Origin of the sequence: Agrobacterium vitis, from assembly GCF_013337045.2 — a bacterium.
Taxonomy (GTDB): domain Bacteria; phylum Pseudomonadota; class Alphaproteobacteria; order Rhizobiales; family Rhizobiaceae; genus Allorhizobium; species Allorhizobium vitis_B.
In genome coordinates, this window is record NZ_CP118259.1 from 598,069 (window position 1) to 623,273 (window position 25,205).

At 59.3% G+C, this 25,205-nt stretch carries 19 protein-coding genes; 11 read left to right on the forward strand and 8 right to left on the reverse strand.

Annotated elements, in window-relative coordinates:
- The first annotated feature begins 171 nt into the window (after positions 1-171).
- Positions 172-1,983, forward strand: a complete 1,812-nt coding sequence (locus G6L01_RS02760; protein WP_139190249.1) for a GGDEF domain-containing protein — start codon at positions 172-174, stop codon at positions 1,981-1,983.
- Between the two features lie 13 nt (positions 1,984-1,996).
- On the opposite strand, the gene G6L01_RS02765 is transcribed toward G6L01_RS02760, so the two are convergent.
- Entirely contained in the window at positions 1,997-3,127 is a 1,131-nt protein-coding gene (locus tag G6L01_RS02765) for a DUF1963 domain-containing protein (protein WP_070167712.1), read from the reverse strand.
- 144 nt (positions 3,128-3,271) lie between these two features.
- On the opposite strand from G6L01_RS02765, the gene G6L01_RS02770 reads away from it, so the two are divergent.
- From G6L01_RS02770 to G6L01_RS02795, 6 genes are all read left to right on the forward strand, one after another.
- The gene (locus tag G6L01_RS02770) at positions 3,272-4,270 is read left to right on the forward strand and encodes an NAD(P)H-quinone oxidoreductase (protein ID WP_070167713.1); all 999 of its coding nucleotides are present in this window, start codon (positions 3,272-3,274) and stop codon (positions 4,268-4,270) included.
- Positions 4,271-4,527: 257 nt separating this feature from the next.
- Positions 4,528-6,537, forward strand: coding sequence for a methyl-accepting chemotaxis protein (locus G6L01_RS02775; RefSeq protein ID WP_070167714.1), 2,010 nt, complete (start codon positions 4,528-4,530; stop codon positions 6,535-6,537).
- A gap of 490 nt (positions 6,538-7,027) precedes the next feature.
- On the forward strand, positions 7,028-8,965 hold the full coding sequence (locus G6L01_RS02780; RefSeq protein ID WP_070167715.1) for an O-linked N-acetylglucosamine transferase, SPINDLY family protein: 1,938 nt from the start codon (positions 7,028-7,030) through the stop codon (positions 8,963-8,965).
- A complete protein-coding gene (locus G6L01_RS02785; protein ID WP_070167716.1) occupies positions 8,952-10,850 on the forward strand; it encodes an O-linked N-acetylglucosamine transferase, SPINDLY family protein in 1,899 nt (632 codons plus the stop codon). The genes G6L01_RS02780 and G6L01_RS02785 overlap by 14 nt, the downstream gene beginning before the upstream one ends.
- Before the next feature lie 115 nt (positions 10,851-10,965).
- Positions 10,966-12,879 (forward strand): O-linked N-acetylglucosamine transferase, SPINDLY family protein, encoded by a 1,914-nt coding sequence (locus G6L01_RS02790; RefSeq protein ID WP_174089181.1) that lies wholly within the window; start codon positions 10,966-10,968, stop codon positions 12,877-12,879.
- A gap of 177 nt (positions 12,880-13,056) precedes the next feature.
- Positions 13,057-14,064: an asparaginase gene (locus G6L01_RS02795; RefSeq protein WP_070167896.1), complete on the forward strand. Its 1,008-nt coding sequence runs from the start codon at positions 13,057-13,059 to the stop codon at positions 14,062-14,064.
- Between the two features lie 30 nt (positions 14,065-14,094).
- Here the strand turns inward: G6L01_RS02795 and G6L01_RS02800 are convergent, their stop codons facing one another.
- Entirely contained in the window at positions 14,095-14,850 is a 756-nt protein-coding gene (locus G6L01_RS02800) for a DeoR/GlpR family DNA-binding transcription regulator (protein WP_070167718.1), read from the reverse strand.
- Between the two features lie 113 nt (positions 14,851-14,963).
- On the opposite strand from G6L01_RS02800, the gene G6L01_RS02805 reads away from it, so the two are divergent.
- Together G6L01_RS02805 and G6L01_RS02810 are read left to right on the forward strand one after the other, a co-directional pair.
- Entirely contained in the window at positions 14,964-15,323 is a 360-nt protein-coding gene (locus G6L01_RS02805) for a DUF4406 domain-containing protein (RefSeq protein WP_070167719.1), read from the forward strand.
- A 356-nt stretch (positions 15,324-15,679) separates the two neighbouring features.
- Positions 15,680-15,898, forward strand: coding sequence for a hypothetical protein (locus G6L01_RS02810; RefSeq protein ID WP_234891930.1), 219 nt, complete (start codon positions 15,680-15,682; stop codon positions 15,896-15,898).
- A 123-nt stretch (positions 15,899-16,021) separates the two neighbouring features.
- Here G6L01_RS02810 and G6L01_RS02815 read toward each other — a convergent pair whose 3' ends face one another.
- The 4 genes from G6L01_RS02815 to G6L01_RS02830 form a co-directional block, all read right to left on the reverse strand.
- Entirely contained in the window at positions 16,022-16,651 is a 630-nt protein-coding gene (locus G6L01_RS02815; protein WP_081344274.1) for a hypothetical protein, read from the reverse strand.
- A 254-nt stretch (positions 16,652-16,905) separates the two neighbouring features.
- On the reverse strand, positions 16,906-18,579 hold the full coding sequence (locus G6L01_RS02820; RefSeq protein ID WP_070167722.1) for a phosphoethanolamine transferase: 1,674 nt from the start codon (positions 18,577-18,579) through the stop codon (positions 16,906-16,908).
- Between the two features lie 203 nt (positions 18,580-18,782).
- Positions 18,783-19,283 carry a GNAT family N-acetyltransferase gene (locus G6L01_RS02825; protein ID WP_070167723.1) on the reverse strand — a complete coding sequence of 167 codons (501 nt, stop codon included), beginning with the start codon at positions 19,281-19,283 and terminating at the stop codon, positions 18,783-18,785.
- A 3-nt stretch (positions 19,284-19,286) separates the two neighbouring features.
- Positions 19,287-19,940 (reverse strand): glutathione S-transferase family protein, encoded by a 654-nt coding sequence (locus G6L01_RS02830; RefSeq protein WP_070167724.1) that lies wholly within the window; start codon positions 19,938-19,940, stop codon positions 19,287-19,289.
- A 294-nt stretch (positions 19,941-20,234) separates the two neighbouring features.
- Between G6L01_RS02830 and G6L01_RS02835 the strand changes: the two genes are divergently transcribed.
- On the forward strand, positions 20,235-20,759 hold the full coding sequence (locus G6L01_RS02835; RefSeq protein ID WP_070167897.1) for a DUF2087 domain-containing protein: 525 nt from the start codon (positions 20,235-20,237) through the stop codon (positions 20,757-20,759).
- A gap of 37 nt (positions 20,760-20,796) precedes the next feature.
- On the opposite strand, the gene ggt is transcribed toward G6L01_RS02835, so the two are convergent.
- Together ggt and G6L01_RS02845 are read right to left on the reverse strand one after the other, a co-directional pair.
- Complete coding sequence (gene ggt, locus G6L01_RS02840) at positions 20,797-22,485, reverse strand: gamma-glutamyltransferase (protein ID WP_420359853.1); 1,689 nt, start codon at positions 22,483-22,485, stop codon at positions 20,797-20,799.
- Between the two features lie 331 nt (positions 22,486-22,816).
- Positions 22,817-23,386 (reverse strand): MarR family winged helix-turn-helix transcriptional regulator, encoded by a 570-nt coding sequence (locus tag G6L01_RS02845; protein ID WP_234891929.1) that lies wholly within the window; start codon positions 23,384-23,386, stop codon positions 22,817-22,819.
- A 293-nt stretch (positions 23,387-23,679) separates the two neighbouring features.
- On the opposite strand from G6L01_RS02845, the gene G6L01_RS02850 reads away from it, so the two are divergent.
- Entirely contained in the window at positions 23,680-25,152 is a 1,473-nt protein-coding gene (locus G6L01_RS02850; protein ID WP_070167900.1) for an MDR family MFS transporter, read from the forward strand.
- The last annotated feature ends 53 nt before the right edge of the window (positions 25,153-25,205 follow it).

Below are 25,205 nucleotides of genomic sequence, written 5' to 3' on the forward strand. Positions count from 1 at the left end.
GCCAGCGGGATGCCGGTCCGAGGTCCAGATGATTGCCGAGCGTGGGCTGACACCCGGCTTACTCAGCCAGCTGGGGCTGTCACAAAACTTTCATCCCCGGTAAAGATTTCCTTCAGGCTTTGCCGTCACCGTGCCGTAAACTTAAACAATTTGGGCGCAGGGATATTTTCAATGGTAGCGATTGCGACGGAACGCGGAGTATTGCGCCGCTATGCCAGCGATCAATTGCTGACGCTGGCGAAAGTCGTAATGGAAAATGCCATGCAGCCGATTGTCGAGGTTCAGACCGGGGCGGTCTTCGGCTATGAAACGCTGATGCGCGGTCAGGAACGGATCGGTTTCGAGACCCCGCTCGATATTCTCGATCAGGCCCATGAAACGGGTCAATTGCTGGCCCTGGAGCAGATGGTGGCGAGCAGGGCGCTGGCCAAATTTGCCAGCCTGCCCGATCATGCCGCCTATACGCTGTTTCTCAATCTCGATGTCCGGTTGATTGCGCAAGGAGAGGCGATCATCGACGGGCTTTTGGCGCATTTGCGCGCCGCCGGGATTGCGCCGTCGTCTGTGTGTTTTGAATTATCGGAGCGGTTCAACAATACCGAAGTGCCGGAGTTTGCCGGTCTGATGGTGCGGCTACGCAGCGCTGGCTTCAAGATTGCCATTGACGATTTCGGCGTTGGCCATGCCGAGATGAAGCTGCTCTGTGATTTCCCGATCGACTATTTGAAGATTGACCGGCATTTCATCTCAGGGCTGGACAGTCATTCGCGCAAACGCCATCTGGTGAAAAACATCGTCCAGACCGCCCATGTGCTTGGTGTGCGGGTGATTGCTGAGGGGATCGAGACGGAAGGCGAGTTCATCGCCTGTCGCGAGCTTGGTGTGGATCTCGTCCAGGGCTGGTACATTGCGAGGCCTACCACCCATCTGGCCGAGCTGAAATCCCACTATCGGCATTTGAAGGATATCGGCCAGTCACGGCGCTCCAGCCAGTCGCTGGACGAAATCCTGATCCGCAAGCAGATCGAGCGCCTGCCGACGGTCTATGAAAATGACAGTGTGGATAGCGTGTTCGACCTGTTTCGCCGCAATCCGCGCCAGTCGTTCTTTCCGGTGCTGAACGCCAATGGCGAACCACGCGGCATTATTCACGAAGTGCACTTGAAGGAATATATCTATCAGCCCTTCGGGCGCGACCTTCTGAAGAACAAGGTCTATGAGCGGACCATCTCGCAATTCGTCGATCACGCGCCTGTTGTCGGGCTCGATGCCGATGCCGACCGGCTGATGGCGATCTTCTCCAATACCGAGGGCAGCGATTGCGTGCTGCTGACCGAAAACCTGCGCTATGCGGGCGTGGTCTCGGCGGCTTCGCTGGTGCGCATCATCAATGAAAAGCAGTTGAAGACCGCCCAGGAACAGAACCCGCTGACCGGCCTGCCGGGCAATCGCGCCATTCGCGATTTCATGCAGGACAGCGGTCGAGACAGCGATGACCTTCGCCATTTCTGCTACTGTGATTTTGATAGTTTCAAGCCCTTCAACGATCACTACGGCTTTCACCTGGGCGACCACGCGATTTCGCTGTTTGCCGCGCTGATGCGTCGTTATTTCTTCGCCGATGGCGTGTTTCTCGGCCATGTCGGCGGCGATGATTTCTTCATTGGCCTCATCGGCTGGACCGGCGAGGAGGTGCTGGAAATCCTCAACCGGCTGCTCTCGGATTTCCACGGCGATGTCGCCGCTCTCTATTCGCCGGAAGACCGCGCTGAAGGCCGAATTCGTGGCACCGACCGTCACGGTATCGACCGCGATTTTCCACTGATGCGCTGCTCCATCGGTGTTCTGGAATTGCCGCAGGGGCTGGTTGTCGATGATGTCAGCCGCCTGTCGTCGGAAATCGCCAGCGTCAAGAAAAGTGCCAAGGATAGCGATAGCGGCCTTTTTGTCTCCGGCATCCGTTCGCCGCAGCCGATCGGGTGAGGTGGCTTTTGGCTCAATCGGTCTGATAAACGATGACGGCCTTTGAAAAATCCTTGTTGCGCAGATCCGTGCGGCGGATCATGACATAATAACCGCCGTTGAAATCGACGCCATCGCTGGCATAGCCGGTGATCGTCAGCAGGGGGATCCAGTTCTCAATAGGCCCCGCAAGTCCGCTTATGGTGCGGATGTAATCGTCATTGCGTGGCAGATCGAATTTCACGTCTTCGGCACCGAGATCGATGCCCGGGTCGGATTGAACGAAGTTCGGCCAACCGTAGAGTTGGCAACCATCGCCGGGGCCACTGGTCAGCGCATCCAGCCAGGCCCGATGCGGCGGCTCCTGCGGATAGGGATAGCGGGTCAGCATCGGATAGGACCCATCGCCCGGCAGCGTAAAGGAAAATGTCGGATCGATCCGCGCAGACGGCAATCGCATCGCCTGCTCGTCGGTGTCTCCCTCATGCCGCTCGCCCCAAAGGGCCATGCCAAGATCAGGGACGGGACGCCGTTTCAACTCGGTCTGCGCGGCGGGAAGATAGAGAAGGGAAAAGGCCTTTTCCTCCTGCTGTTCGCCAAACCAGGGCAGCAGCACCAGGTCGAAAAACACCAGAAGCCGTCCGTCGGTGGGAATGTCGGGATCTACAGGGCCGGCTGCGGCGGCAGCGGCAAGATCGAGTTGCAGGACGAAGGCAAGCGGAGCATCCCGATTGGCAAGCGGTTCTTTGGCGGCAATCATCTGTTGGTAGTAGGGGCTGGGGTTCTCGGCATTCAGCTTGCGCAGGACTTCGACGTCCCGCTTGCCGCTTGAGGAGGGCTTGCGCATCGGCCAGTCTGTTTCCTCAGGCATGTCCGGCGCGCCGCCGATCTTGCTTGCACCGAGCGGAATGTCCTTATCCTCCAGCGCTGTCGAGCTGAGAATGGTTGTTGGCCGGGCCTGTTTCAGCAGGCTGCTTCGATCCCAGGACCCGACGCCGAAGGCCTTCAACGACTGGTCGAGTTCGTCTTTGGACTTGAAATAAGGGCCAGCCTTGCGCTGCTGCGCGAAGGTTCCTGTGGCGTTACCGAAAGCCAAGAAGCCCGCTGCCCCGGCAAGAAGGCTGCGGCGGTAAAAGAGACGCGGGGCAAGTGGCTTGGTGTGCATTCAAATGGTCCTGAACTCTCGGGATTCCGGGTCATTCGTTCGGTATTAGAAGGACTTATGTCGCCCCGCGTCGATCCGTCTTCTTTTCTTTTCACCTGTGCGTCTCTAGATAAGGTCGAGGTACATTTAGTCCAGAGGCAAAAAATGACGCTTCCCACGCGCATGCGCTATGTCGATACCCCATCCTTCGGCGGGCCTGAGGTCATGACAATTGCCCATGGTCCGCTGCCAGCCCCAGCAGCCGGTGAAATCCTTGTCAAGGTTGAGGCAGCAGGCGTCAATCGACCGGATGTGGCGCAGCGCCAGGGCAGCTATCCGCCGCCGAAGGGTGCAAGCCCTGTTCTCGGCCTGGAAGTAGCCGGCACGGTGGTGGCGCTGGGCGAAGGGGTGAGCGACTTTGTCCTTGGCGACAAGATCTGCGGATTGGCCAATGGCGGCGGTTATGCCGAGTTCTGCGTCCTGCCGGAAGGCCAGAGCCTGCCATGGCCTAGGGGATTCGATGCGGTGAAAGCAGCGGCGGTGCCGGAAACCTTCTTCACCGTCTGGGCCAACCTGTTCCAGATGGCGGGGCTGACCGAAGGCGAAACCGTGCTGATCCACGGTGGCTCGTCAGGCATCGGCACCACGGCCATCCAGCTTGCCCGCGCTTTCGGCGCCGATGTGCTGACCACGGTTGGTTCGGCTGAAAAGGCCGAGGCCTGCCTGAAGCTCGGCGCTCGCCGCGCCATCAATTACCGGAGTGAGGATTTCGCCGAGGTGGTGAAGTCTGAGACGGACGGCAAAGGTGTCGATATCATCCTCGATATGATCGGCGCATCCTATTTCGAAAAGAATATCGCGTCGCTGGCCAAGGACGGCTGCCTGTCAATCATTGCTTTTCTGGGCGGTGCCGTGGCTGAAAAGGTCAATCTCGGCCCGATCATGGTCAAGCGCCTGACGGTGACGGGATCAACGATGCGCCCGCGCACGGCGGAAGAAAAACGCGCTATCCGCGACGACCTGCTGGCCAGCGCCTGGCCACTTCTGGAACAAGGCACCGTCGCCCCAGTCATTCATACCGTTCTGCCGTTCGACAAGGTGGCGGATGCGCATCGGCTGATGGAAGACAGCACGCATATCGGCAAGATTGTGCTGACCCTTTGAAGCTTATTGCCAGTGACGCCCGGAACCGATGATTTCCATCTTGTTTAACTGTACTTTTTGAATAGGGGCTCATTAAAATACGTTTGTCACAAAAAATTCACAATAAGCTTCATGCAATTGTTTTTTAAGCGCTTATTAAAGCTATTCGTACACAGTGGTTTAGCTTTGCTAATGCGGTTTTCCAGTCCAGCAAATGATTTGCCCAGTCCGCCTTGAAGAAAGCATGACAACTCTTTTATTTGTCAGGGTCAATCTTCATGGCATTTGGCGTAACACGTATCAGTAGCAAACTCTCTGTCATGTCCGGCGCGGGCATTGTCCTTGTCATTATCATTTCGGTTGCTGGATGGCTTTTGTCGCAAGCGGTCGATAGGGCGGTGACCCAGGGTCAGGTCCAGGCCGGGATCGCCCGCAATATCATTGATATGAAAGCGTCCCTGCGCGGCATGGACATCGGCGTGAACGAGTTGCGTCTAGCAACGACCCAGCAGCAGCGACAGGCCGCGGTCGAGTATTTTCAGCAACGACGTAGCTCCGCTGAGAAATATCTAAACCTCGCCAGGGCTGACATGCAATTGCCCGCCAATCAGGAGCGTGCTCGCCGTATTGGTGAACTGCTGGCCAATTACACCGGGGCTGCGAACCAGTTGGCATCTGCCATCGCCAACTCTTCGGCGGATATCTCCGCCAGCCTGCCGCCACTGCACAAAATGAGCGAGCAACTGGCCGCGCTTGTCGACGAGACTGTGATTGCCGTCAAGCAGAAGGTCGATGAGGCGAACAACGACCGCCTTCATTTGCAAAATACCACCTCAGTGATCACTCTATGCCTCTCGGTTTTGCTGGTGATGCTGATGATTGGCTCGGCCCTGTTCGGACGCCGGGCGATTGCAACGCCCATCCAGCGTATCACCGATTGCATGGCAGACCTGGCCAAAGGCGATCTGTCCAAAACCATTCCCTATGCCGAAAACAAGGATGAGATCGGCGACATGGCCCGCGCCGTGCTGGTGTTCAAGCAGAATGCGGAAAAGGTCCGTGATCTCAATGCGCAGGAAGTCGCCCTTCAGGCTCAGAATGCGGACTTACAGAGCAATATTTCCCACGTCGTGTCATCGGCTGTTGCGGGCGATTTTTCCGTACGCATTCAGAAGCGCTATGAAAACGAGGATTTGAACCGCTTTGCTGCCAGCGTCAACCAGTTGGTGACATCTGTCGATCTGGGCGTGGCTGAAACCAATCGCGTGGTCGCGGCTCTGGCCGACGGCGATCTGACAGAAGCCATGCGCGGTGAGTTCAAAGGGGTGTTCCTCAATTTGCAGAAAAACATGAACGCGACCATGGAGAGCCTGCGGGTGGTGATGACGGAAGTCCGCGCCGCCATCGACATGATCAATAGCGGAGCGGGCGAGTTGCGCCATGCCTCTTCCGATCTGTCCAAACGTTCAGAGCAGCAGGCGGCCTCTCTGGAGGAAACCGCAGCAGCACTCGAGGAGATCACCTCCGCCGTCACGAGTTCCACGGACCGTTCGGCTGAGGCCGCCGAGATGGTTGCCCAGGCGCGTCAAAGTACCGAACAGTCCCGCGAGGTGGTGAGAAATACGGTTGCCGCCATGGAGCGCATCGAGCAGGCATCCAACGAGATCGGCACCATCATCAATGTCATCGACGAAATCGCTTTCCAGACCAACCTTCTGGCGCTGAATGCCGGTGTGGAAGCGGCCCGTGCCGGCGAGGCTGGCAAGGGCTTTGCCGTGGTCGCCCAGGAAGTGCGCGAACTGGCGCAACGCTCTGCAGGTGCCGCCAAGGACATCAAGACGCTCATCACCCGTTCCCGCAACGAGGTGGCCGGCGGCGTTGCCCTGGTGACGGAGACGGGCGACGTTCTGGGCACTATCGGTAGCCATGTCGTGAAGATCAACGAACATGTCCATTCCATCGCGCAGGCCGCCAGGGAGCAATCGACCGGTCTGGGCGAGGTCAATACAGCCATCAACCAGATGGACCAGACGACACAGCAGAATGCGGCCATGGTCGAGGAGTCGACCGCCGCGACCAGCAAGCTGGCCGACGAGGCGAACAATCTCTCCACGCTGGTGGCGCGTTTCAAGGTACACGCCGGTAAGCAGGTCTCGCCCCGCCCGACTTCGTCCCATTCGGCCTCGTCACGGACGGCAATGGCCTCGGACCGTGCGGTGCGGCGGCCTGCGTCTGCCAGCCGTGGCAATGCCGCCCTGGCGACAGAAAACGATTGGGAGGAGTTCTGAGACGCGTCGTGACGCTGGCTCAGCCTGTCGGAACTTTGTCTCTTTTCGACCTTTTGCAAGGCGCGCTTGAAATTCCGCAAAATCGGGCCTATCTTCATTGCAACGTCAACAGAAAGAAAGGAAGGTGATCCAATGTCTAATGAGATTTCGGTCTGCGTAGAGGGCTTTGGAATGGTGATGGTCGGAAAGGGGCAGCCCTCGATCTGATCCCATCTTCCTTCGGCGGCAGCTGTGCCGCCGGGTCTTAAGTCAGGCCAAACTCATGCAAAATTCATGGCCGCAAGGTCAGGAGGAAAGGGTCGCGAAAGCGGCCCTTTTTGCTGTCCGGTTGATCGTCCCGCTTTATCCCCTGATGCCTGCTCCAGCCCCGCGCAAACTCTTGTTTTTATGAATGAGAGGGTCGGGCGATCTGTATCCGGCGTTGGAACCCGGTGTTGCCGTTTGAATTCGATAATTCCGGTGACATGGGTATTGAGTGTTGGAGCATCGCGTGGCTACCTTGGAACTGGTACTTTCGGCCTATCAAAACGGCGATCTGGCTGAGGCGCTGGTGCTGGTCGATGCGACGCAGGAGACAGACCCGGACAGGATGGCCGATCTGGATTTTCTCACCGGCGGCATCCGGTTGAAGCAAGGCGACAAGGCCGGGGCAGCCAAGGCTTTCCTGAAAGTGGCGCAGAGCACATCGGTCAAGGCGAGTGACTGCCTGGTGATTGCCATTGATCTGCTGTTTTCCGAGGGCCAGTTCGAGGCGCTGGCCGGGCTTGTCGATCTCGTTGCAAAACGGCTTGCCGATCATCAGACGGCGCTCTTCAAGGTCGTGACCGCCTTGTCCACGCTTGGGCGGCTCGGCGAGGCCCATCCGATCATCGGCGGCCTGGATTGCGAAAAGCGCCCGCATCTCAACCTTCTCATCGCTTTTCTCGCCACATCGACGAACAGGGACGGGTTATATGCCGTTCTGCTGGCCAATGCCGTGCGCTACCCCAACAATGCTTTTCTGCTTGCCGCCCTGGCGCAACGCGCCCAGGAGCGCTGCGATTTCGCTGTGACGGATCATTTTGCGGCCAGGTTGCAAGAACCGGGTTTCGGGGAGCGTCTGGCGGCTTTTGAGCTGGGTTTGGCAAGGATCATCCGCACCGATGACGAGCGTGAGGCGGCAAAGCCGTTTTTCGGAGCGCTCGAAGTCATGCGTCACCGCGCGCAAGTGGCAGAACCTCTATCGCGTCGGGTGATCCGCCCGCAGGGCCGGCTTCGCATCGCCTATTTTTCCAGCGATTTTCGCCTTCATCCGATGATGACGCTGATCTATGACGCCCTGTTGCAGCATGACCGTTCGCGGTTCGATATTATCCTGTTGTGCAATTCTCCCGCTGGTTCCGAGGCTTATCAATCGACGTGGCCGGAGCAATTGCGTAGCGAAGTCGTCCGGGTTCGCGATCTGTCCAGCGCGGCCATCATCGAATGGATACGCCAAAATGAGGTCGATATCCTGGTGGATCTGAATGGGCATACGGCGCGGGCAAGGCTCGATGTCATCGACCTTTGTGACGCACCGATCAAAGTTACCTATATGGGATTTCCCGGTGCGGTGGTTGGGGTCGATCTGGACTATGCGATCAGCGATCCGATCATCACGCCCGATAGCAGCAAGCCCCATTATCAGGAAAAGCTCTGCCGCTTGCCGGAAACCTATATGGCCAACAGCATATCAGGCCGGACCTGGCAAAAGAAGGCAAGCCGCGAGGTGGTTGGCTTGCCATCCGGTCGGTTCGTGTTCGGCTCGTTCAACGGGTCGCAGAAGATCGACCGCCAGGCAATCCGTCTCTGGTCGCAGATTCTGAAGCGTGTGCCTGAAGCCGTCCTCTCCATAAGCTGCGCGCGACCTGCGGTGGCCGACAATCTTCGCGTCGCCTTCGCGCAACAGGGCATCGATGCCGGGCGATTGATCTTCTTCGATAGTTGCCCGCTTGCGGAGTTTCTGGCCCGGATGTCGGCAACCGATCTGGTGCTCGACACCTTTATCTACAACGGCCACACCACCACATCCGATGCGCTGTGGGCAGGCGTTCCTGTTCTGACGAAGAAAGGCAAGGCATTCGCGGGCCGGGTCTCCGAAAGCCTGCTGAAGGCTGTTGGCTTGCCGGAACTGGTGGCGCAGGATGCGGATGATTTTGTCGCCCGCGCTGTGGAGTTTGCCGAACATCCAGACCGGCTGGAAGAGCTTCGGATGCGTCTGCGCACCCAGATTTTAACCGCGCCGCTGTTTGATGCCGAGCGCTTCACGCGTCATCTGGAGTGCGGCTACGAGATGATGGCGGAGCGGGCGCGGGCGGGCCTTGCGCCCGATCATCTCGATGTTCCGGCCTTGCCTGCGCGCAAGGAACCGTTTTTTACGCCGCAAGAGGCAGGACATGGCAACGTTTGATACGGCGGTAAAGGCCTATCAGGCCGGGGATTTCGACGCCGCGCTGGGTGCGGCGCGTTCTGTGATTGCCAAACAAGCGCCCAACCATGCGATGGCGCAGGCCCTGGTCGGTAATATCCTGCTGAAGCGCGGCGATAAGCCAGCTGCCGCCACCGCTTTTGTCCAGGCGGCACAGGCCAATCGCGCCGAGGCCCCTGCCTTTTTGAAGCTGGCGGCGACGCTGTTTCTCCAGGCCGGACAGGCGGATGAAGCGCGCCGGATCGGGTTGGAGGCGGGACTTCTTAACCGCGTCGATCCGGCCTTCGTGCTGGTTATGGCGCAGACCCTGCTGGCCCCCTGGGACAATGCTGCCCGCCAGGCCGTGACGCAACTGATCCCTTATCTTGACCGGGCGAGCGGCCCGGCGATGTTTTTTGCCGCCAGTTTCTACCGCGCCAATTGGCAGTTGCCGGAGCTGAAAGCGCTGCTGGACGAGGCCCGCGAAACCGTGCCTGACGATGCCGCCATCGAAGGCCTGCGCTTTGCCAGCGCCCATGATCTGGTCGATCTCGCCACCATTGCCCGCCATCAGGCGTTGATGGCAGCCCCGGACGAGCCTTACGCGCGTGCTGTCTTGCAGGTCGAGCAGGCGCTGTCCCGTGTGCTCTGGTGCGAAGACGAGAGTGTGCAGGCCAAGCCCGTGCGCGAGCATCGGGCCCTGTCGCAAAGCTTTGCCGCCCGCCAGCCCCGGCGGAAAATCGGAATGGCTGAACAACCCCTGCATATCGGCTATCTCTCCAGCGACTTTCACGCCCATGCAACCATGACGCTGTTTCTCGACAGCCTGCTGGCCCATGATCGCAGCCGGTTCAGGATCACGCTGTTCTGCTATACTGCAAAGACCTACAGCGCCGATCAGCAGGCGATGCCGGAGCAGCTGCGCCGCGAACTTGTCAGCCTGCGCGATCTTTCCGACGAGGCGGCGGCTGGCGAAATCGACCGTCAACAGGTCGATATTCTGGTCGATCTGAAAGGCCATACGCCGGGTGCCAGGCTCGGCATCGTCAATCTGTCGTCGGCGCCAGTTAAAGCAACCTATCTCGGCTTTCCCGGCCCGGTGTCCGGCGTCGATCTGGATTATGCCATCACCGATCCGGTGGTGACGCCTGATAGTGCCGAGGCTTTTTACCAGGAAAAATTCTGCCGCCTGCCGGAGTGCTATCAGGCCAACAGCGCAGCCAGCCGTCCGCAACCAAGGCCGTCGCGGCGTGCTGATCACGGGGTGCCGGAGCATGCCTTCGTTTTCGCTTCCTTCAACGGCGTCCACAAGATCACGCCGCAGACCATGTCCCTGTGGGCTAGAGTATTGCGGGCCGCACCCGATAGCCTGTTGTGGATGCTTTGCCCGGATGCCCTTGCAAGAACCAACCTGGAGGCGGGGTTTGTGGCTGAAGGTATCGATCCGGCTCGCATCCTGTTTGCCGCCAAGCAGGATTATGGCGACCATGTCCACCGGCTGCCGCTGGCCGATCTGGCGCTCGATACCTTCCCCTGCAACGGCCACACGACGACCTCCGATATGCTTTGGGGTGGGCTGCCGGTCTTGACCAAACGTGGGCATTGTTTTGCCGGGCGGGTGTCGGAAAGCCTGTTGAAGGCTGTCGGCCTCGAGCAACTGGTGGCTGATGATGAGGAGGCTTTCGTCCGTCTGGCCGCAGAGCTGGCCCGGCAACCGGACAAGATCGCGGCGCTGAAAAACCACCTTGCCGCCAGTCGCCAAGCCGCGCCGCTGTTTGATACGCTTCGCTTCACCCGGCATCTGGAGCGAGCCTATGAGATGATGGCGGAGCGCGCCCGTGCTGGCCTTGCGCCCGCCCGGATCGACGTTCCGGCCTTGCCGGGGTAAGTGTTTAACGCTGTGTGCGGGCAAGCCTCGGGCAATGGTTTTCCTCTATCCGACATGACGCTACGGCATTTTTCTGCCGTCGCATGGATTGAACATGCAGGTGGCTTGGCGGATCATGGCTCAAGATATGGATTTGGCGCTTAATGCCTATCGGCAGGGCGCGTTTGATAAGGCTCTGGGCCATGCGCAGGCGGCAGCCAGGCAATTGGCGCGGGCCGGAAACGCCGGGCAGGCCGAAATGCTCGCCGCTAATATCCATCTGAAGCTCGGCCAGAAGATCGAGGCGGGGCAAGCCTTTGCCCGGTCGGCAGCAGCTTTGCCGGAAAAACGCGCCGAATTCCTGAAATTCGCCGCCAAGCTCTATCTGGCCGAGCGGCGGGCCGATCTTCTGGAAGGTATTGCTGTTGCGGCAGCGCGCGCCAATGCAGACGATGCGGGTTTTGTCAGCGAGATCGCCAATATGCTGCTGGGTGCGGGCATGCATCCGCCACTGGATGAATTAGTGCCGCTTCTCGATCTGACCAGTAACTGGCATTTGCAGATCATCATCAACCACTATCAATTGACCCGCAAACCGGAAAAACTGAAGCCGATCATCGAAAAGCGCTATGCGGAAAGCCCCGAGGACAGTTTTATCGCGGTGAATTATTTCAAGTTCTGCCGCTCCAGCCTGTTCTTTCCGATCTCAAGGCAATGGCTTGAGATGATGAAGACACCTGAGGATCCGCTGACGGCGGAAATTCTCTATCGCGACCAGCCTCTGTCGCGCTGCTATTGGAGCGATGACCCGGCGGTCATCAATGGTCCTTGCGGGGGCACCGACCTGCTTCAGCGCAATGTGAGCGACGCCATGCCCCGGCGCGCCGTTCGTGCTTTGGGCGAAAAACTCAAGATCGGTTATCTCTCCTCGGATCTGACCATCCATGCCACCATGTATCTCCTCTATGACGTCTTCCTGGCCCATGACCGCAGCCGGTTCGACATTACCTTCTTTTGCCACACCCCGCCTGGCCAGGCGGCGATCCAAAAGACCTGGGACCCTGTGCTGCAATCGGAAATTATCACCGTCGGCCAGATGGATCATAACGGGATCGCCCAGGACATCAGCCGGCGCGGTATCGATATTCTCATCGACCTGAAGGGACACACGGCGGGCAACCGGCTTGCCGCCGTTGCTCTTTCGGATGCGCCGGTCAAGGCCAGCTGGATCGGCTATCCCGGCTCGGTGCGTGGTGCAGGGCTGGATTATCACATTACCGACCCCATCGTCACACCCGACGATGCCAAGCCCTGGTTTGAGGAAAAGCTCTGCCGCTTGCCGGAAACCTATCAGGGTAATTGCAGCCTGACCAAGCCGCGCCCCAAACTCATGAAGCGGTCCGATCACGGGCTGCCTGACGAGGCCTTGGTTTTTGCTTCCTTCAATTCTCCCGCCAAGATCAGTCCGCAAAGCATCTCGCTATGGGCCTCCATCATGAAAACCGTGCCGGACAGCCTGCTTTGGATATTGTGCAGCGGGCCGCAATTGCAGGCCAATTTCGCCGAGGAATTCGCCCGGCTCGGCATTGGCCGTGAGCGTATCGTCTTTGCCGAGGGGGCGGATTATCCCGATCATCTGAGCCGGGTGGGGCTTGCCGATCTGGCGCTCGACACCTTCCCCTATAACGGTCATACCACCACGTCGGACCTCCTCTGGGGTGGCCTGCCGGTCTTGACGAAAAAGGGCCGTAGCTTTGCTTCACGGGTATCAGAGAGCCTGCTCACGGCCATCGGACTGCACGAACTGGTGGCGCGGGATGACGCGGATTTTATCGAAAGAGCCGTAGATTTTGCTGCTCACCCGGAAAAGATCGTCGCCCTGAAACAAAAGCTCGAAGCGAACCGCCGCAAGGAGCCTTTGTTCGACACCGAGCGCTTCACCCGGCATCTGGAAAGCGCCTATGAGATGATGGCGGCTCGGGCCAGGGCAGGGCTTGCGCCTGACCATATCGACGTGCCGGTCCTGCCGATCCGGGCAACGCCGTTCTAGAGTTTGCGAGGTTGAGATTGAAGCGGGCAGATTTGCGGTCCATCGTCGTGCCCGGATATTTGTGCTTTTTATAAAACGCACGGCGCCGTAAAAATCTCGCCAGCTTGTTTAGGGATGCGCCCTGTCGCATTCTGCGCTAATCAAACAGGATCGCCAAACATCGAAGGCTTCGCCATCATGACCAATCCCATTACCGTTGAAGTCACCCGCGGAAATCGCCTCGAAAGCCGCCATCATGGCGTGGCCGTGGTGGTGGATGGCGATGGCCAGGTGGTGTTTTCCGCTGGAGATATCGAGGCCGGTGTGTTTCCGCGCTCAGCCTGCAAGGCCATGCAGGCCCTGCCTTTGGTGGAAAGCGGTGCTGCGGATGCTTATGGATTTGGTGATAAGGAACTGGCGCTGGCCTGTTCCTCTCATTCCGGCGAGGATGAGCATGTGGTGCTGGCGGCGCTGATGCTGGCCAGGGCCGGACTGGATGTGGATGCGCTGGAATGCGGCGCCCATTGGTCATTCGACCAGAAAACCCTGATCCATCAGGCCCGCACATTGGAAAAGCCGCAGGCGCTGCACAATAATTGCTCCGGTAAACATGCCGGTTTCGTCTGCGCCTGCGTGCATGCTGGCTATCAGGTCGAAGGCTATGTGGAATACGATCATCCCCTGCAACGCGATATCCGTGCGACGATGGAAAGTCTGACGGGTGCCGTGCTGGACCGCGACCATTGCGGCACCGACGGCTGCTCGATCCCCACCTATGCGGTGCCGCTGAAGGCGCTGGCCCATGGTTTTGCCAGGATGGCAACAGGGCAGGGGCTGGAGCCGCTGCGCGCCAAGGCCTCCAGACGGCTGATCGATGCCTGCATGGCGGAGCCTTATTACGTGGCGGGTACCGCACGCGCCTGCACGAAGATGATGCAGGTCGCCCCGGGGCAGATCTTCGCCAAGACCGGTGCCGAAGGGGTGTTCTGCGCCATTCTGCCGCAACAGGGCCTGTCGATTGCGGTCAAGGTGGATGACGGCACGACACGCGCCGCCGAGGCGATGGTGACGGCGCTGCTGGCCCGCTATTTCGAAAAGGACAGTCCCGAGCGGCTGGCGCTGCTTGCCATGGCCAACAAGCCGATGCACAACTGGACAAGCCGCCATGTCGGCGATGTCAGGGTGACGGACGTGTTGTTTTCCTGATCCGACGCATCTTCATATCCTGACGACGGGTCACGCCTGAAAAAGCGCGATCCCTGTCGCCTGATAGGGGGTAAGGCGCGCGGCCTCCACGCTGGGTCCAACGATCAATCCCGCCAGGGCCGGCAGTGGCATGATCTGGCAGGGCGATAGCGTGTCGAGCTTTTCTGCGGTCAGGCAAAGATAGGTTTCCGCGCTGACCGATGCGATCAGCCGTTTGATCGCCGCTTCCTCGGCTTCGCCGGTGGTGACGCCATGCTGTGGGTGGATGGCGGTAGCACCCAGGAAGAACAGATGCGGGCGCAGCCTTGCAATTGCTTCCGCCGCCACCGCACCCACCGCCACCATCGAATGCCGGTAGAGCCGCCCGCCGATCAGGATGACCTCGATATCGCTGCGCCTTTCCAGCTCGACGGCAATGGTCGGGCTATGGGTGATCACCGTCAGGCCAAGATTTTGCGGCAGCAACCGGGCAATTTCAGCATTGGTGGTGCCACCATCCAGAAAGATCATCTGCCCCGGCTGGACCAATGCCACCGCACGGGTTGCCAAAGCCTGCTTCTCACTGCCCGCCCGGCTTTTTCGGGTCGAAAAATCCGGCAGGTCAGGCGAAAGCGGCAGCGCACCGCCATGCACGCGGGCCAGCAATCCCACTGCTGCCATGTCGCGCATATCGCGGCGAATGGTGTCTTCCGACAGGTCGAGTTCAGCGGCGAAATCCTTGGCAATCACCCGCCCGTCGCGTTGTAGCCGGGAGAGAATGAGAGCCTTGCGTTGATGAGTCAGCATTGCACGAAATTACCTGAAAATTTACATAATCATCTATGTCAACAATTTTGACTCGACTATCAAGAAGAATCGTGCAGATTTGGGGATATTCGTGCAGTTTAATGGAGAGACAAATGCTGATTTTGATTGCAGGCCCTTATCGCTCGGGCACCGGTGACGACCCAGTGAAAATGGCGGCCAACCTGAGGGCATTGGAGGCCCCGTCCTATGCGCTGTTTCAGGCCGGACATGTGCCGATGATCGGGGAATGGGTGGCACTGCCGATCTGGCACGCAGCGGGTGGAACGGCTGTCGGCGATGCGCTCTATGAGGAGATTTTCCACCCGGTCGCGGGTCGGCTGCTGGCGCTTTGCGATGGTGTCTTGCGCTTGCCCGGTGCTTCCAAAGGCGCGGACAACGATGTGCGGATTGCCAACGAACGCGGCATTCCCGTATGGACCCGGCTGGAGGATGTGCCCGATGTGGTCTTGTAATATGAGGATGCGCGATAGCGAACCTTCGTAGAACAGACGAGCCGACGCCGGGCATTTTCCCGGTTTTGGCCGGTGATCATAAAGGAGGCGCGGTTGCAAATCCAATAGAACACATGAGCTAATGGATTCCCTCTATCTCCCATGCCACTGGATGATCCGGCATCACCCCGCAGGGTTGCGGCGGTGACCGGCAGGAGCGATCAAATCGCAGTTTCTGCCAGGATTGTGGCCAGGATTGTGGAGAGAATAGGGGACAGATGTTGATGAGAAGAGTTTTGCACGGGCTTTTTAGTCTGATGATTTTGTCTGGTCTGGTTTCATGCCAGACACCTCAGGAATCTGCCAGCAACGCGGAAATGACCTGTAGCGCACAAGGCCTGAAGCCGGGGACAACGCGCTACCAGAAATGTGTTGGGGCGACCTATCAGAGCAATCGCATGCAGGCCAAGCAGGCCGAAAGCAATGTGGCTGCCGGTGCGGCGATCGGCGTACTTGGAGGTGCTGTTCTTGGTGCCAGCCTGGACAACCGGCACCATTATTATCGTCGCTGCGGGCCTTTGGGTTGCTATTACTAAAAGCATTTCCAGCAAAAGTGTGTAGCGGTTTTGGCAATCGGAAATGCGTGGAGAGCAAAACCATTTCCAGCAAAAGTGCGTAAGCGGTTTTGCTGGAAATCTCCCAAGTGCGAGAGCTTAGTATCACATCGGCGGCACGACGCCCTTGGTGCCGACCACGACGCGGCTTGAGGCGATTGTGCCGTCCTCGGCTTTTTCGGCATTCACGAACACGGTGGCGCCGCTCTTCAGGTCGGCTTCGACGGCGGGGGCGAAGGTGACGATGGGCGTGCCTTCGGGAATGGAGATGGTTTTTTCACCGCCCTTATAGGTCAGGGTCAGGGTCGGGCCATCGACGGCTTTGACAGCGTTGGCCACGGTGGCATTGGTCATTGTGCTGCCGGGCTGAAGATCCCAGGGGCGGCTGCCTTCGCCGGTGCCTTTCATGGCGGCGGGAAAGATCACCACTTCCAGTGCATTATTGCCACCATCCGATTTGGGAGCCGAGGCAATACCGACAAAATCGCCGGGCTTGATCTCATCGGCGGAGGCCTTGGCGACGCTGGAGATTTTCCAGCCGTCCTTCAGTGCAATCTTCGCCGTCTCCCCCTCGCGGGTCTTGACGGTCAGCACCTTGCCCTCAAAGCTTTCGACCGTGCCGCGAATGCGCAACGCTTCCGCCGCCTCGGCACTCATGCCAATACCCAGCGCCAGAAGGCTGCCTGCGAGAAGGGAGAGGGTGGTTTTCGATCGTACCATTGTCGTGCAAAGCATGGTGCTGCTCTTTCTGTTAAACCTGTCGCCATATCCTAACAGTCCGTCCAATAATCGCCGCTGGCCGTCTGCAAATGGCAATTTCTGCGCTTCCGGTACTCACGTACGTTAAGTACGCTCCGTTCCGGTTCTCGAAATCACCATTTTCGCCAGGCCAGCAGCAATTCTTGAACAGACTGTAACAGATCTGACTGCTGCCGCTGCTCTTTCAAGCAGTGGACACGAATAGTTGAGAGCACAGACTTTGGTGTCGGTCACTTGACCGGCTCAGCCGCCGCCACTGTTCCCGGCGCACGACGGCAGCCGGAAAACACGTCGAGCGCGGGATTATAGACTTTGGTCGCCACATCCATCAGGCCCAGCACGCTGTGGAACAGATTGTCGTGGGAGCGCGGTTCGGCTGTGGTCTTTGCCAGGCAGGCCCGGTCATAGCCGCCATCCTGGGCGAGATCGTCGGCCAGCCAGAACAGCATCGGCACATGGGTCTGTTCGGTTGGCGCCACCATATAGGGCATGCCATGCAGATAGATACCGTTTTCGCCAAGCGACTCGCCATGGTCGGACAGATAAACGACGGCGCCAGCCAGCGTGGCGGACCGCTGTTTCAGCGTGTCGATCACCTCAGCAACAATATGGTCGGTATAGAGTATCGTGTTGTCGTAGGCATTGCGGATTTCCTGCGGGCTGCATTTGCCAAAATCATTGGCGCGGCAATCCGGCTGGAATCTGCGAAATTCCTCCGGATAGCGCGCGTAATAGGCAGGCCCATGGCTGCCAAGCTGATGCAGCACCAGCACGCTGTCGCCCTTGATCCCGTCCAGCCAGCCGTTCAGCTTGTCGGTCAGGATGCCATCCAGACATTCGCCATCCTTGCAAAAGCGCGGATCGGCAGACGGTGGCAGAAACGTATAGGGCACCCGGTCGGCGACATTGTAATGGCCGGTGTCATTGTCCAGCCAGGTCACGGAGACCTTGGCATAGCCCAGCACATCCAGCAGGTTTTGCCGCTCGGCGGCCTTGCGGTGGCTATAGCTCGCCCGCGTCAGGTCGGAGAACATGCAAGGGATGGAGACGGCGGTTGCCGTGCCGCAACTGGTCGTGTTGGTGAAATAGGTGACGCCCCGGGCTTTCAGCTGCGGATTGGTGTCGCGCTGATAGCCGCCCAGCGAGAAATTCGCTGCCCGTGCGGTTTCCCCGGCAACGATGACAGTGACGCGCGGCTTGGTGATGGCGGCGGTATTGATCCGGTGGGCGTCGGTGCCGATCGGCCCTGCCACGATATTCCGGTCCCGGTTGGCGTCGATGGTATAGCGTACGGCATTGGCAATCGGCAGGAATGGGTTCAGCCGGTCGAGAATATCGTTATGGGCGCGCCCGACGCCTGCAAAGGTTCGGTAATCGCTGAAGGCGGCGGCGGCAAACACCGCGACACAGGCGATGATGACGCCAGCATTATGGGCAACTTTGCTGAGGAAAGGCCGGTGGCGGACCCGCAGCCAGACGATCAGCAGCGAGGGCAAAACACCGGTCAGAACCACATGCATCAGAAAACGGGGCGTCAGCAGATGGGCCGTTTCCGCCCCGGTTGAAACCGCAGCATTGCGGATCATTTCGCGGTCGATGATCGTGCCGAACTGGTCGGTAAACCATGACGATAGCGAGGCGGTGATCACCAGGAAGATCAGCACCGGCTTTACCAGATATTTTGCCGAGAACAGCGTGAGGATCGCCAGGCACATGGCGGAAATGCCGAGTGCAAACAGGCCGAAAGCCAGTGGCGAGGTATCGGCCAGATAGCCATGCGCCTTGATCCAGAACGTGGTGTTGGTCACCGCCAGCAGATAGGCTGTGGTCAGGATGCACAGCGTCACGCTGCCGATCTGTGGTCTGAACGTGAAGACGCTGGTTTTTCCGGCACGATAATTCAAGCAACGTCCTCCACATGACCGTTTTATGTCGGTCGCATGGCACGCAGTCCTGACAGGAAGCTGAATATCGGAAAATGTTAAAAACCGAATTCAGACGTTAAAAGCCGACCTTTCCACAGAATGTATTGGTATAAAAAGCAATTTCAGGTTGTTTTTAGGGGTGTAGGCTGGCCCAGCCTGCCGGTGAACCGCTATTGGATCGATCAAAGGTCCAGCCGCATCAGCACCTGCGGCCCGGCCTTGCCGCCGAGATAGGTCTGGCCGGTATTCTGCCAGCCGCTTTTTGTGTAGAGGCCAATTGCCGTGGGATTGCGCAGGTTGACGGTGAGGAAACAGTGTCTGGCCGGATAATGGCGGGCGAGATAGGCGGGAAGGGCGACCATGGCTGCCTTGCCAAAGCCTTTTCCCTGAAATTGGCTGCCGACGATCAGCGCCCGCAGGCCGAGATCGCCGGGCTGGAAACCGTGCTCTGCCAAATCAAACCCTGCGAGCCGGGTGTCATAGCCCCGGTCAATCTTGAAGAAGCAGACAGGCTCCTCACAGACACTGCCGATGTGAAAATCCACCGCCGGATCAGCGTCTTCGACGGCTTCTGCAATCGAACCGGCAAAGACCTGCTGCGCGGGCGGCAAGGCCAGATGCAGTACGCGGGCGCAGTCTTCGCGCGCCAGCGGTGCCAGGGTCAGCGTCGGAGCTGGATGCATCGGTTACTCCGCAACCCGTCTTTCCCACATGGCCTTGAAGGCCGGGCGGCTCTGGCAGCGGTCAAGCCAGGCACTGACGCTCGGATGGGCGTCCATCACCGGCGTATAAGGCTGGGCGTAGCGAACGATTTCGGCAAGATTGATGTCAGCCACCGTGAAGCGGTCGGACACGGCGAATTCCTTGGCCGAGAAATGCTTTTCCAGCACGGCCATCGGCCGCTTCAACAACCGGGCGGCAGCGGCTGCTTCCGATTGACCGGCTTCACTGTCCAGCCGACCGTCCATGGAGATCCGGGAGATTTTCAGCGCATTGCCTTCGATTTCGGTGGCAGCAAACAGCGACCACTGCATCATCAGCGCATCTTCCTCCAGATCCCTCGGACCGATCTCGCCGCCATATTGCTTGGCGAGGTAGAGGGTGATGGCGAGCGATTCGGAGAGCACTAGCCCGTCATCCTCGATTACCGGGATCGCGCCGAAGGGATTGATGGCCAGAAAGGCTGGCGACTGCGTGTTGATCGGCGCATCCGGCGCCAGCGGATTGTCCAGCTTCACCGCCTGCAGAACCGGGATATGATCGAAGGCCAGTTCCAGCTCTTCCGCAAGCCATATGACGCGCGTGGCGCGGGATTTATAGCAGCCATAGACTTTCAACATGGAGGGGCTCCCTGAGATGATGTTGGTGCAGAGGCTATCCTTGAAATGCAGCCTTGGGAAGCGCGGGATTGACAGTGAAAACAGTTTGCGCCTATCAATCTTAACAGGGTCCGCAGTTCACCCAGACGCTACCGCTCCTGCAAAGGAGAGCTAAACCTGCATCATACCTACAGCGAACCTTTGTGGGCCATATATGGCGCACGGCGCTGTAGACCCACGGCACGCTTTATTGCGCCCGCTGGCAGGACGGTGGCTACCGGCATGGCATGGGCGCATCTATCGAAGGATAAAGCGATGTCGCGTCTGACTTACTCTTATGAAATTGCAGATATTTCCGATCTTGCCCGCCGTCTTGGCCGCGAACTTCAAAAGCATGAGAGAGCACCCGGCCATGTCGAGCTTCTCAATATGCTCGCCCGCGCCTCAGGCCACGCCAATTTCCAGCACTGGAAAGCCTCACGCGCCGCCCAGGCAAGACTGGCTCTGCCAAAGGCGGCCGATCCGCCGGTTGATTACCGGCTTGTCGAGGCCGTCGCACGCTGCTTCGATGGCAAGGGCGTGCTGATCCGCTGGCCATCCAAAACCAGCCATCAGCGGCTGGGTCTGTGGAAGCTCTGGGCGGCCTTTCCCGCCGATAGGGACATGCCGGAAACAGAGGTCAATGCGCTGCTCCGAAGCTTGAATGGCTTTGGCGATCATGTCCTGCTGCGCCGGGAAATGGTCAATAACAGGCTGTTGTCGCGCACGCTGGATTGCCGCCTCTACCGAAGGGTGGAAAGCCGTCCGCCGCCGGACGCCCTGGCCTTGATCGAACTGTGACGGCGGCCCCGGCCACCGTCTTCGTCGGCAAGCCTCGTCAATAACCCTTGGCGGAACCGGCGACAGCTCGGCTGTCGATGGCGCCGAAATAGCCGGATGCCTTGTCTGCGGCCTTGGCAATGTCAGAGACGCTCTTGCCTCCAACCAGAATGCCGGCGGCCTGGCCCCAGACCGGGCCGTCATTGCCGCCATCAAGGGTATAGCCCATGTCCTTCAGCTTCTGGAGCGTATCGGGCGATAGCGCGTAGGGCTCGTAATAGATCTTGTCCGGCTGCCATTGATGGTGAATGCGCGGCGCATTGACGGCGGCGGAAATGTCCATGCCGAAATCCACCACATTGAGGATCGCTTCCAGCGTGATGGTGATGATGCGTGAGCCGCCGGGGCTGCCGATCACCATGAACGGCTTGCCATCCTTGGTGACGATGGTCGGGCTCATCGAGGAGAGCGGCGTTTTCTTCGGCGCAATCGCATTGGCCTCGCCCTGCACCAACCCGTAGAGATTGGCCACACCGGGCTTGGAGGTGAAATCGTCCATCTCGTTGTTGAGGAGAATGCCGGTGCCGGGGGCGACCACGCCCGCGCCGAACGAGCCGTTCAGCGTATAGGTGACGGAAACCGCGTTGCCGTCACCGTCGATGATTGAATATTGCGTGGTCTCGGTGCTTTCCTTGCCCCCGAACGGCTTCAGATTGGCGGATTGACCGGCTTTATCAGGAGTGATCTTAGCGCGGATTTCGGCGGCATAGGCCTTGTCCAGCATTTTTGGCAGCGGATTGTTGACAAAGTCCGGATCGCCCAGCGCCGCATTGCGATCAACATAGGCATAGCGCATCGCCTCGACCATCTGATGCACGGTGGTGGCCGCGCCGTAGCCTTGCTCGGCCAGCGGATAGGCCTCCAGAATATTGAGGATTTCGCAGATGATCACCCCGCCCGATGATGGCGGCGGCGAGGAGATGATATGGTAGCCGCGATAATCGCATTCGACCGGCTTCAACTCACGCACCGCATAGGTCTCAAAATCTGAGGCGGTCAAGATGCCCTTGCCATCGGCGCTGGCCTTGGCAATCGCCTGGGCAGGCATGCCCTTGTAGAAGGCATCAGGGCCTTTTTCGGCAATGCTGGCCAGCACATTGGCCAGATCTGGCTGTTTCAGCACTTCGCCTGCGCCATAGGGCGCGCCATCGGCTTTCAGGAAGATTTTTGCCGCTGCCGGGTCTTTTGCCAGTCGCTTGGCACCACCGGCCAGAATGGCGGCATCGCCCTGGTTGAGCGTGAACCCGTCACGGGCCAGCGCAATCGCCGGGGCAAGCAGGGTGGCGCGGTCCTTGGCGCCGTATTTTTCCCGCGCCAGTTCCAGGCCCTTGACGGTACCGGGCACGCCGACGGCCAGATAGCCATCCAGGCTGGCACGCGGCACGATCTCGCCCTTGTCGTCGAGATACATGTCCTTCTTGGCGGCCAGCGGCGCCTTTTCACGGAAATCGATGAAATCGGTACTGCCATCTTTCAGCCGAATGGTCATGAAGCCGCCGCCGCCGATATTTCCGGCGGTCGGATAGGTCACCGCCAGCGCATAGCCGACAGCCACGGCGGCATCGACCGCATTGCCGCCGGATTTCAGAACCTGCACGCCGATATCGGTCGCCAGATGCTGGGCCGTGACCACCATGCCGTTTCGGCCTTCGACCGGAGCAGGCGAGGCGGCATGAAGCGATGTCATCGGCGCAAGCACCAGTGCCAGCGCTGTCAACAGGCCTGAGGATGGGAACAGCAAGGATCTACAGCGGAACATAATCATCAAAACGACCTCTGGAGCACAACAGGTTTTCGTTTGTCTTTTCGGAAAAATCGGATTTCCCTTTTCCGGGACAATCATTGGCCGAAAGAGAATACGGTCATCCGGCGAGGTCGAAAGGTATCACCCATAACGGATCTTGCAACCACGGCAGCGGCAAGATCAATCCGATTTTCCGGTCCATCGTTTCATGCGCACCCGATGTCATGCAAAACCGGCGGCAATCTGAAGTATGAATGGAAGGCGGCCCTTGGTATTAAATCTTATCTCCGGCCTCTTTGGCCAGCATCGTTCCCCGGCATTCCAGCCCACAGATGAAGCGATCGAACAGGGTTTCGAATGTGATGATGTCGTCAGCGCTCCAGTCTTCCACGGTCTGGCCAATCACCTCGCGGCGCACAGTGTCGAAGTGATGCAGCAATTCCTCGCCGACTGGCGTCAGGGTGACGATGGTGCGCCGGGCATCGGCCTGTGAGGCCTCCCGCCGCAGGGCGCCGCGCCGGACGAGATCGGCCACGACGCGGCTTGCCCGCGACGGATCGATACGCATCTGCTCGGCAATCACCCCGACGGTCACTTCCTGGCCACGCGCGGCATGGGAAACCACCTTCACCACATCGAAGTGGGAAAGTTCCATGCCGTGGCCCTCGCTCATCCGGCTGAGCGCAATGCGCGACATGAAGCGGCGGCCCATCATCATGCGCAGCCGGGCCATGGTCTGTGAAATGCCGTCCAAGGCCGTTTCGACGCCCGCAGGGGCTTGCTCACCAGCAAGATCGGCGCCCGGGGCGGGCAGATGTTCGGCGCGGTCTTGAGGTTGGGTCATGCGAAAGCCAGTGCAGATGGGAGTTCACGAAAATATGTGCTTTTATCATATATGTGCTGATTGACAATAAAACACAATATATGCTTTTATCACATATATGACAAGAGCAATGAACGTTCCGTTCTCCGCTCGTTCAGGCCATCGCACCCCAGACAATCGCGCCTTTCCAGCTCCTTCTGCCTTGCAACCAAAGAGATTTCTGCATGGATACTGCCCTGTCCGATCCGGCCGTCGCTCCCAAGACGGTGGAGCCGCCACCCTTCCAGTCACTGGTGCCGGACCCGCGCCTGCGGATGATGTTGTTTCTGTTCCTGATGACGGCGCTGTTCATGGCGACGCTGGACAATCAGATTGTCTCCACGGCATTGCCGACCATCGTTGGCGAGTTCGGCCAGCTGGAGCGGTTCGGGTGGGTGGGGTCCGCCTATCTTCTGGCCACCAGCGCGGTCATGCCGCTCTATGGCAAGCTGGGCGATCTGTTCGGCCGCAAATATGTGATGATGACGGCCATCGCGATTTTCACCGTCGGCTCGCTGATCTGCGGCTCGGCGGTCTCGATGAACACGCTGATTGCAGCACGGGTTCTACAAGGGCTTGGTGGCGGCGGCATCATGGTGTCGATTTTTTCCATCAATGCCGACCTGTTCGAGCCGCGGGTGCGGGCTCGTTATCAGAGCTATTCCAGCCTGGTGCTGATGGCATCAGGCGCGGTCGGTCCCACCCTGGGCGGCACGATGAGCGACCTGTTCGGCTGGCGGTCGATCTTTCTCGTCAATTTGCCGATCGGCATTCTGGTGCTGGTTGGTCTTGGCCTCTATCTGCCCTATCGCAAGCCGCATCGGCGTCCGAAAATCGACTATGCCGGGGCGCTGCTGCTGGCCTGCGCTGTGACCAGCGTGGTGTTCTGGGCCGATAGCGGCCAGATCTTTGGTTCGTTGGTAGCACCGGCAAGCCTCGGCGTCGTTGCCTTCGGTCTGGTCTGCGCCGTCGTGTTCGTGCAGGTGGAAAAGCGGGCTGCAGAACCGATGGTGCCGATCAGCCTGATGCGCAATTCCACCGCCCGGCTGCTGTGGATCATATCGCTGGCCAGCGGTGCTGTCGGTATCGGCTCTGTCAATTATGTTGCGCTCTATCTGCAAACCACCACCGGGCTGTCGCCGACACTGGCTGGTCTGTTGTTCATTGCTGTGACGGGCGGCATCGCCATTGGTTCGCTCAGCAGCGGACGGCTGATTTCCTCGACAGGTCGCTACAAGATCTTCGGGGTGATCGGCGGCGCGGGCAGCTGCATTGCTTTTACCCTGTTCAGCCAATTGCCGGTTGGCACGCCGATTGCGGTGATTGGCGCCCTGATGCTGATGCATGGCATCAGCGTCGGTATCGGCCAGCAGATCCCGGTAATCGGCGTGCAGAATGCCGTGGCCCAGAAGGATGTCGGGGCTGCCACCGGCACGGTGACGCTGACCCGCATGGGTGGCGCCTCCATCGCCATTTCCATCTATGGCGCGGTGCTATCCGCCTTCATGACCGGCGGTGCAGCAATCCCCGGCGTCGGCAATATCGAAAGCCTGACACCGGCGGCCATTGCGGCGCTGGACCCGGCAGCCCGTGCGGCGGTCTCGGCCACCTATGCCCATGCATTCGGGCCGGTGTTTATCAGCATGGCGCTGATTATTGGCTGCGGCTTCATCGCGTCCTGCTGCTTGAAAAACGTCCGCTTGCCGACCGGCGGTGCCCCGAAACCGGTGGAGGCCGTGGCGGAGTGATTTGCCCGGCATAGCGAGGCTGTGCTAACCAAAGGGAAAAGCATCCCTTTGTT

Coding starts and splice junctions, on each gene's coding strand:
- ggt (WP_420359853.1), bottom strand. CDS start 22,485: ATGACATCGCTTCATGCCGCCTCGCCTGCTCCGGTCGAAGGCCGAAAC.
- G6L01_RS02845 (WP_234891929.1), bottom strand. CDS start 23,386: ATGACCCAACCTCAAGACCGCGCCGAACATCTGCCCGCCCCGGGCGCC.
- G6L01_RS02765 (WP_070167712.1), bottom strand. CDS start 3,127: ATGCACACCAAGCCACTTGCCCCGCGTCTCTTTTACCGCCGCAGCCTT.
- G6L01_RS02775 (WP_070167714.1), top strand. CDS start 4,528: ATGGCATTTGGCGTAACACGTATCAGTAGCAAACTCTCTGTCATGTCC.
- G6L01_RS02795 (WP_070167896.1), top strand. CDS start 13,057: ATGACCAATCCCATTACCGTTGAAGTCACCCGCGGAAATCGCCTCGAA.
- G6L01_RS02805 (WP_070167719.1), top strand. CDS start 14,964: ATGCTGATTTTGATTGCAGGCCCTTATCGCTCGGGCACCGGTGACGAC.
- G6L01_RS02760 (WP_139190249.1), top strand. CDS start 172: ATGGTAGCGATTGCGACGGAACGCGGAGTATTGCGCCGCTATGCCAGC.
- G6L01_RS02830 (WP_070167724.1), bottom strand. CDS start 19,940: ATGTTGAAAGTCTATGGCTGCTATAAATCCCGCGCCACGCGCGTCATA.
- G6L01_RS02790 (WP_174089181.1), top strand. CDS start 10,966: ATGGCTCAAGATATGGATTTGGCGCTTAATGCCTATCGGCAGGGCGCG.
- G6L01_RS02785 (WP_070167716.1), top strand. CDS start 8,952: ATGGCAACGTTTGATACGGCGGTAAAGGCCTATCAGGCCGGGGATTTC.
- G6L01_RS02810 (WP_234891930.1), top strand. CDS start 15,680: ATGACCTGTAGCGCACAAGGCCTGAAGCCGGGGACAACGCGCTACCAG.
- G6L01_RS02850 (WP_070167900.1), top strand. CDS start 23,680: ATGATGTTGTTTCTGTTCCTGATGACGGCGCTGTTCATGGCGACGCTG.
- G6L01_RS02825 (WP_070167723.1), bottom strand. CDS start 19,283: ATGCATCCAGCTCCGACGCTGACCCTGGCACCGCTGGCGCGCGAAGAC.
- G6L01_RS02835 (WP_070167897.1), top strand. CDS start 20,235: ATGTCGCGTCTGACTTACTCTTATGAAATTGCAGATATTTCCGATCTT.
- G6L01_RS02770 (WP_070167713.1), top strand. CDS start 3,272: ATGACGCTTCCCACGCGCATGCGCTATGTCGATACCCCATCCTTCGGC.
- G6L01_RS02800 (WP_070167718.1), bottom strand. CDS start 14,850: ATGCTGACTCATCAACGCAAGGCTCTCATTCTCTCCCGGCTACAACGC.
- G6L01_RS02815 (WP_081344274.1), bottom strand. CDS start 16,651: ATGCTTTGCACGACAATGGTACGATCGAAAACCACCCTCTCCCTTCTC.